The organism is Arthrobacter sp. efr-133-TYG-104 (assembly GCF_030208915.1).
GTDB lineage: Bacteria > Actinomycetota > Actinomycetes > Actinomycetales > Micrococcaceae > Arthrobacter.
Genome location: NZ_JARVTA010000031.1, coordinates 43,020 through 51,020, shown reverse-complemented (window position 1 = coordinate 51,020; position 8,001 = coordinate 43,020). Strand labels below are relative to the sequence as shown.

Sequence of the window (8,001 nt, the reverse complement as noted above, 5' to 3'; positions counted from 1 at the left end):
CCACCCACACCCCACAGGGTCCAGGATCGCTCCGGAGCAACTTTTCAAACTTACCGGCTGGATTCCTTCGAGTCAAATCGGCACGCATGACGTAGATTTCCTTGCGGTTTCTTGTCAGCTTGCGATCTCAGCTCGTGGAGCAGCGCGGGTACTAACTATACCTCCAGTCCGGCGAGATGGCAAAGAGCCCCAGCAAGGCACCTTCCTGCCGGATCCGAAACCGCGGAATTGGCCCGGAAACAAAGGGAAGGAGGGCCCGGAGCACGCAGTTCCAGGCCCTCCGGATCTTGGCTATCTACTCAGTCACCGAACCAAGTCAGTCACTGAACCAAGTCAGTCACTGAACCTAGTCACTCACCGAATCCAGTGAGCTACGGACCTCGTCCGCCACGGTGAACCAGGAAGCGCCGAGGGGCGGCAGCGTTACGGTCAACGCAGCCGGCTGGCCGTCCGTTCCGGGCGCCGTGGCTTTGAGGGCACCTGCGTTGAGAACGCCCGAGCCGCCATACGTTTCGGAGTCCGTGTTCAGGACCTCGGTCCACTCTCCCGCGGACGGAACGCCCAGGATGTAATCCTTGTGCGGGCCTCCGGAGAAGTTCACGGCGCAAACGAGGGGTTTGCCGTCGTTGCCCCAACGGATGAACGTCAGGACGTTGTGATCGGCGTCCCCACCATTGATCCACTGGAATCCGCCCGCCTCGTTGTCCCGTTCGTAGAGCGCCGGCGTCGATGCGTAGAGCTCGTTGAGATCCTTCACGAGAAGCTGGATGCCACGGTGGGAGGGGATATCGGCCAGGAACCAGTCGAGTCCGTATTGCTCGGACCACTCGGCCTCCTGCCCGAACTCCGTACCCATGAAGATCAGTTGCTTGCCCGGGTGTGCCCACTGGTAAGCGAAGAATGAGCGGAGATTCGCCAACTGTTGCCAACGGTCGCCGGGCATCTTCCGGAGCAAGGATCCTTTGCCGTGGACAACCTCATCGTGGCTGATGGGCAGCAGGAAATTCTCGGTAAAGGCATAGACCAAGGAGAAGGTAATGGTGCCGTGGTGCCATTTGCGGTTGATGGGGTCCTCGGAGATATATTTCAGCGAGTCATGCATCCAGCCCATGTTCCATTTGAGACCGAATCCCAGTCCGCCGTGGTTGGTGGGCGCCGTGACACCCGGGAAAGCCGTCGACTCCTCGGCGATGATGATGGCCCCTGGGTGGGACTTGTAGACCGTCGCGTTGACTTCCTGCATGAAGGAAATCGCCTCGAGGTTTTCGCGGCCACCAAACTTGTTGGGCCGCCATTGGCCTTCTTCGCGGGAGTAGTCCAGGTAGATCATGGAAGCCACCGCGTCCACGCGGAGGCCATCGATGTGGAATTCCTCCAACCAGTACAAGGCGTTGGCCACCAGGAAGTTCCGGACTTCGCTGCGGCCGAAGTCGAAGATCAGAGTGCCCCAGTCCGGGTGTTCACCCAAAGCCGGGTCCGAGTGCTCATACAACGGCTGCCCGTCGAACTTTGCCAAGGCCCAGGAGTCCTTGGGGAAGTGGGCGGGAACCCAGTCCAAGAGGACGCCGATGCCTGCTTGGTGGAGGGAATCGACCAAGAACCGGAACTCGTCCGGGTGGCCGAAGCGCGACGTCGGTGCAAAGTAGGAGGTCACTTGGTATCCCCATGAACCACCGAAGGGGTGCTCGGCAACCGGCATGAATTCCACGTGGGTAAAGCCGAGCCACTTCACGTACTCAACGAGCTCCTTGGCCAACTCTTTGTAGCCAAGGCCCAGGCGCCACGACCCCAAGTGCACCTCGTAGACGCTCATCGGTGAATTGTGCGGGTCCCGTGCCGCGCGTGCGGTCATCCACGCGTCGTCTTTGAACCGGTAGCTGGGATCAACCACGCGGGATGCGGTCAGCGGCGGGACCTCGGTACCGAAAGCCAAAGGATCGGCTTTCTCCAACCACTCGCCGCCTTTGGTGAGGATCTCGTATTTGTAGCACGCCCCTGCTACAACGCCTGGAATGAAGAGCTCCCAGACTCCCGAAGAGCCCAGTGAGCGCATACCGTGCGAGCGGCCGTCCCAGCCGTTGAAGTCGCCTTTGACACGCACCGCTTGGGCATTCGGCGCCCACACGGCGAACGAAACACCGTCCACATCGCTGAGCGCGGAGCGATAGTGCTGGACGTGGGCGCCCAAGACATCCCACAAACGCTCATGACGGCCTTCACCGATGAGGTGCAGGTCCACCTCGCCGACGGTGGGCAGGTAGTGGTACGGGTCATCGATGGTGACGGGTTCGGCGTCGTACACCACTTCCAAACGGTAGTCCGGTGCGTGGCCGTGCTGGACCGGTTCCAGGACGGCAACCCAGACGCCGTGTGACTCGTGGGTCATCTCGGTGCGCCCTGCCTCCGTCACCACCGTCACGGATTTGGCGAGGTGCTTGACGGTGCGGATGGTCACGTGTCCGTGGTCATCAAGGTGGGCGCCGAGTACCGAATGCGGTGCGTGGTAGGCGCCGGCAGCCACGCGTTCCAAGGTCTCGGAGTCCACGTGCAGGGGAACTCGGGGCCGATCGGTGCGTGCAGAGCCAGTCATGTAGTTACCTTCCGCTGTAGCTGCCGCGTGCTTTCCACGGCTTGTTGTGTCCAGGATTCGTTGTGCTGCCTTGACCGGAATGGACAACCAGTCCGGCCGGTTTCGCAGTTCATAAACCACCTCGTACAGTGCCTTGTCCAGCCACAATGCCACAAAGAGCGGCGAGCGGCGGTCTATGGTTCCCGGATTGACCTCGCTATACCCCTCGAGGAACGCCGTGGCACAATCGTCCACCCAGGTGTCCGGCACATGGGCTTCGGCGTTTTCGCGCATGGCGGCACCGGCAGCGTAGTCAAACGACCTCAGCATGCCCGTAACGTCGCGCAACGGCAGATCTGGGGTATTGCGTTCGTTGATCGTGCGCAGTGGCTCGCCCTCGAAGTCGAGAATGGCCCATCGGCCGGCTCGCCCGTCACGGCTTGGCACCCTCAGAATCTGGCCCAGGTGCAGGTCCCCATGGACGCGCTGCAACTGCCCCACGTCCTGGGGGTTCAGGGCCGCCAGCAGGTGGTCAAGTTCGGCGCCATAAGGCCCGACGGCGGACGCTGCCTCGCCCCACGACTGCCGCATGCGACGATCCACCGTGGCAATGATCTCATCACCCTGGAGCTGGCCATCGGTGGTGCCGAAAGTTTCAGCGAGCCGGGCGTGAACCGTGGCGGTCGCTGCGCCGAGGCCGTGGGCCTCCTCGGTGAAGTCCTGACCGGCGGCGGCGGCCTCAACGGCCAACCGCCAAGCGTCCTGCCCGCCCGCGAGGAACTCATGGGCCACCGTCAGCTCGCCTGTCGCCGCTGCAGAAGCGTTCGACGCCGGGTCCGCCCAGGAGCCGGTAATCCAACCAAGCGTCGCAGGGACTTCACGGGTGCTGGCCGCGGTCAGGGCCGCGCCCAGTTCCACTTCGGGGTTCTTGCCTGCCGCCACCACCCGGAAGATCTTCACGATAGCTGCCGAATCGCCGTCGTTCACTATCACGGAGGTGTTGGACTGCTCACCGGAGATAACCCGGATGGAGGTGGGCTTGGCCGGAAGGGCCACACTGCCGCGGGTGACATGTCCGCGGGCAAGTCCATCCGGCAACGATGCTTCGCTGCGCATGAGCTCCAACCAGGCAGCCACGAAATCGGGATCGTAGACGGCGTCGTAAACCGCTCGGATGCCATGGTCAGGGTGCGTGTACTCCCCCAGCAGGGCGGCGGAAGCCTCAGCGGACTCGTGGCTCCGGTAGCTCAGCGGGACCTGCACCACGTCAGTCCGCTGTACGGCGTCGGCCGTTCGGTAGGTCACCGCCAGCAGGACCACCTCCAGGCCGGTACCGCCGCGCGCAACGGGAAGGCTGAAGCCGCCAACACGCTCCAGCGCAAAGTCGCCGCTTTTGACCGGGAACCAGCGTTTTCCTGGAAGCCAGTTCCTGAGAAGTCCTTCAATGGAGGGGTTCAAGTTTTCCTTGCTCATCTCATCCTTTGGACGTCACCACTGGGATCGCCTGCGTAAAAGGCGACGCGGGATTGGAAAAAGCCGAGCGAAGCCGCAGCCAGTAAAAGTTGTGGCTGCCCAGCATGACGGTCAACTGACCGTTGTCTCCGACAGCCGGGAACGGCTGGCCGCCGAAAATATCTCGCAGGCCACGGCCCGCAAACTCGGGGAGGTCCAAGGTTGCCGCCACAGGGTGTTGAGAAAGGTTGAAAACGCACAGGATGGTTTCTGCGTCCTCTCCTTCCACGTTTCCCGGCGCGAGCTCCCGAACGTAAGCCAACACGACCTCGTGGTCCGCTTCGATATGGCGGAAACCGCCCAATCCGAACACTGGATGGTTCTTCCGGACGCTCAATATTTGGCGCGTCCAGCGCAGTAACGAACCCGAGTGTGCCGATTCTGCTTCCACATTGGCCATGCCGTAGTTATAGACCAGGGACTGGATAACGGGCAGATACAACTTTCCCGGATCTGCGGCCGAGAAGCCTGCGTTGCGGTCCGGTGTCCACTGCATCGGGGTACGCACCGCGTCGCGATCATCCAGCCAGATATTGTCGCCCATCCCGATCTCGTCTCCGTAATACAGGAACGGGCTGCCGGGAAGGGACAGCAGCAAAGCGTTGATCAGTTCGATTTCGGACCGTGAATTGTCCAGCAAGGGCGCCAACCGGCGTCGAATTCCGATGTTGGCCCGCATCCGCGGATCCGGTGCGTACCAGCCCAGCATGGCCGCCCGGTCGTCCGCCGAGACCATCTCCAGGGTGAGTTCGTCGTGGTTCCTCAGGAAGGTACCCCACTGGGCTCCCTTGGGTATGGGCGGGGTATCACGCAGCGTTTCGATGATAGGAGCGGCTTTTTGGTCCCGCAGGGCATAATAAAGCCGCGGCATGATCGGAAAATGGAATGCCATATGGCACTCGGGAGCTTCCTCCGTGCCGAAATACTCCACAACCTCGTGCGGCGGCTGGTTCGCTTCGGCGATGATCACCCTGCCCGGATAGTTCTCGTCGACCATCCGGCGAAGGTCCTGGAGGAACTTATGCGTAGCCGGCAGGTTCTCGCAGTTGGTGCCCTCTTCCTCGAAGAGGTAGGGAATGGCGTCGGCGCGGAAGCCGTCGATGCCCTGGTCCAGCCAGAACCGGACGACGTCGTATAACGCCTCGATAACCTTGGGGTTCTCGAAGTTCAGGTCTGGTTGATGGCTAAAGAAGCGGTGCCAGAAGAACTGCCTGCGGATGGGATCGAAGGTCCAGTTGGACTCCTCGGTGTCCACGAAGATGATGCGGGCATCCTGGTACTTCTCGTCCGTATCGCTCCACACGTAGAAGTCGCCATACGGACCGGTGGGGTCCTTACGCGACTCCTGAAACCATGGGTGCTGGTCTGACGTGTGGTTCAACGGGAGGTCGATGATGACCCGGACTCCCCTGGCATGTGCCTCGGCCACCAACCGTTTGAAATCGCTGATGGTGCCAAATTCATCCAAAACGGACGTGTAGTCCGCGATGTCGTAGCCACCATCGCGCAACGGGGAATGGAAGAACGGCGGCAACCAAAGGCAGTCCACACCCAGCCATTGGAGATAGTCCAGTTTGGCGATCAGGCCGTGGAAATCGCCGGATCCGTCCCCGTTCGCATCCGCAAAAGCCCGGACCAGCACCTCATAGAAGACTGCCTTGCGGTACCAATGCGGATCATGCTGGAGACCTGGCGCGTTCAGCTCGAACGTGTTCTTCGGGGTGAAGTACTGGGTGGGGTTCTGCGGAGAAAAACTCACTTAGGGCCGCCTCCGGATGCTCAGGACGTGTGCCGGTTCAACGTGGGCGTCCAGCCGCACGTAGTTGTGCTCGCCCCACTCCCAGCTTTGGCCGGTGATCAGGTCATCCACCCGGAAGCGTCCATCCTCGGTAAGGTCCGAAGGATCCAACTGCAGGGCTGCCAAGTCCAAGGAGACGGTGCTCTCCCGGGTGTTGTGGGGATCCACGTTGACCACAATGATCAAGGTGTCCTTGGTGCCGTCTGGAAGGGTTTTGTGCTTTGAGTAGACAATCGTGGAATCGTCCGTGCTGTGATGCAGCGTGAGGTTCTGCAGGTCACCCAACGCCACGTGATCCTTGCGGATGGTGTTGAGACGGGTGATGTACGGGGCCATGGTCCGGCCGGACTCTGCGGCACCGTCCCAATCCCTGGCCTTGTACTCGTACTTTTCGTTGTCTATGTACTCTTCGGCGCCTGGGCGGGCCACATGTTCATAGAGTTCGTAGCCGGCGTAAACGCCCCACAAAGGGCTGGCAGTGGCCGCGAGGACAGCACGGATCTTGAACGCCGCCGGGCCCCCGTACTGCAGGTACTCGGTGAGGATGTCCGGTGTGTTCACGAAGAAGTTAGGCCGGAAGTACGCCGGGCTGACGTGGCTGATCTCGTGGAAGTACTCTTCCAGCTCCGTCTTGGTGTTGCGCCACGTGAAGTATGAATAGGACTGCTGGAAACCGGCGCGGCCCAGCGCATGCATCATGGGCGGACGGGTGAAGGCCTCTGCCAGGAAGACGACCTCCGGGTTTTTCTTGTTGATCTTTCCGATCAACCATTCCCAGAACCAAACGGGCTTGGTGTGCGGGTTGTCCACGCGGAAAATCTTCACTCCGTGGCTGATCCACAACTGCACGATCCGCAGGATTTCCTTGGAAAGGCCCGCAGGGTCGTTGTCGAAGTTCAAGGGGAAGATGTCCTGGTACTTCTTTGGCGGGTTCTCCGCGTAGGCGATGGAACCGTCAACACGTGTGGTGAACCATTCGGGATTACTCGTGACCCAGGGGTGGTCGGGAGCAGCCTGCAGTGCAAGGTCCAAAGCCACCTCCAGCCCAAGTTCCCCGGCGCGTGCCACGAAGGCATCAAAATCCGCGAACGTACCCAGGTCCGGATGGATGGCGTCATGGCCACCGTCCTTAGAGCCGATGGCCCACGGCGATCCCGGATCCTGCGGTCCGGGGGTCAGCGTGTTGTTGCGACCCTTCCGGTGCTGGAAACCGATGGGGTGGATGGGTGGCAGGTAGATGACGTCGAAGCCCATGTCCGCGACGGCGTCGAGCCTCTTCGCAGCGGTGCGGAAGTTTCCGGAGGTCCATTCGCCCGTGGCGTGGTCCAGGACGGCACCTTCGGAACGGGGGAAGAACTCATACCAAGAGCCACGGCCGGCGAGGTCGCGCTCCACCTGCAGGGGGAACCGCTCCGAGGGCGTTACGAGTTCACGGATCGGAACGCGCCCGACGGCGGCAAGCACCTCTGCGCTGAACCCTGCCCCGAGGCGCTCCTCGGCAGATTTCGTGGCGTCCGCGAGCGCGACTGAGGCCGCCCGCAAGGTGCGCTTCTCCGCGCCGGTGCGTCCGGCGTCGTCGGCTGCCTCTCCAAGGAGCGCCGCGCCCTCGGCGAGCATCAGCTCGACGTCGATGCCGGCGCCAACCTTGACTTCGGCGTTGTGGTGCCACGTGCCATAACGGTCGTGCCAAGCTTCGATAACGAACGACCACGCGCCGGTGCCGCTGGGGGTGATGAGGCCTTCCCAGCGGTCCAGGCCCCGCCACTGCTCGCCTTGGGCGGGCATGAGGCGGACGCGTTGGCGTTCCCGGCCCCTGGGGTCGAGCAGCACGGCGGTGACACCGAGCTGGTCGTGGCCTTCCCGGAAGACCGTGGCGCCGACGGCGAGGTCCTCTCCAGGCAGCGCCTTTGCCGGGAAACGGCCACCGTCCACCACCGGCTGAACGGCCGTGATGGGGAACCGGCCGAAGCGAAGTCCGTCGGTTATGTCCGTTTTCGTCTTGGATTTCAGAGCGGGTGTGGTTCGCACGGTATTCGTCACAAGCACGACGTTAGCGACAATCCCACAAGAATGCTAAGTACACGACCTATCTTTCGCGCATGTCCGCATTGAGGATGACTTT

Annotated in this window: 3 protein-coding genes; all 3 read right to left on the bottom strand. The window is 61.9% G+C overall.

Annotation, left to right across the window (positions count from 1 at the left end):
- Positions 1-346: 346 nt before the first annotated feature.
- Genes QRN04_RS17370 through QRN04_RS17360 form a run of 3 tightly spaced genes read right to left on the bottom strand, consistent with a single transcriptional unit; the run spans position 347 to position 7,925 of the window.
- On the bottom strand, positions 347-4,042 hold the full coding sequence (locus QRN04_RS17370) for a 1,4-alpha-glucan branching enzyme (RefSeq protein WP_284977279.1): 3,696 nt from the start codon (positions 4,040-4,042) through the stop codon (positions 347-349).
- Position 4,043: 1 nt separating this feature from the next.
- Entirely contained in the window at positions 4,044-5,840 is a 1,797-nt protein-coding gene (treS, locus tag QRN04_RS17365; RefSeq protein ID WP_284977278.1) for a maltose alpha-D-glucosyltransferase, read from the bottom strand.
- Positions 5,841-7,925 (bottom strand): alpha-1,4-glucan--maltose-1-phosphate maltosyltransferase, encoded by a 2,085-nt coding sequence (locus tag QRN04_RS17360; protein ID WP_284977277.1) that lies wholly within the window; start codon positions 7,923-7,925, stop codon positions 5,841-5,843. It abuts the gene before it with no gap.
- Between the last annotated feature and the right edge of the window lie 76 nt (positions 7,926-8,001).

Excerpts from the sequence above, each read along its gene's own strand:
- QRN04_RS17370 (WP_284977279.1), bottom strand. The coding sequence starts at position 4,042 with ATGAGCAAGGAAAACTTGAACCCCTCCATTGAAGGACTTCTCAGGAAC.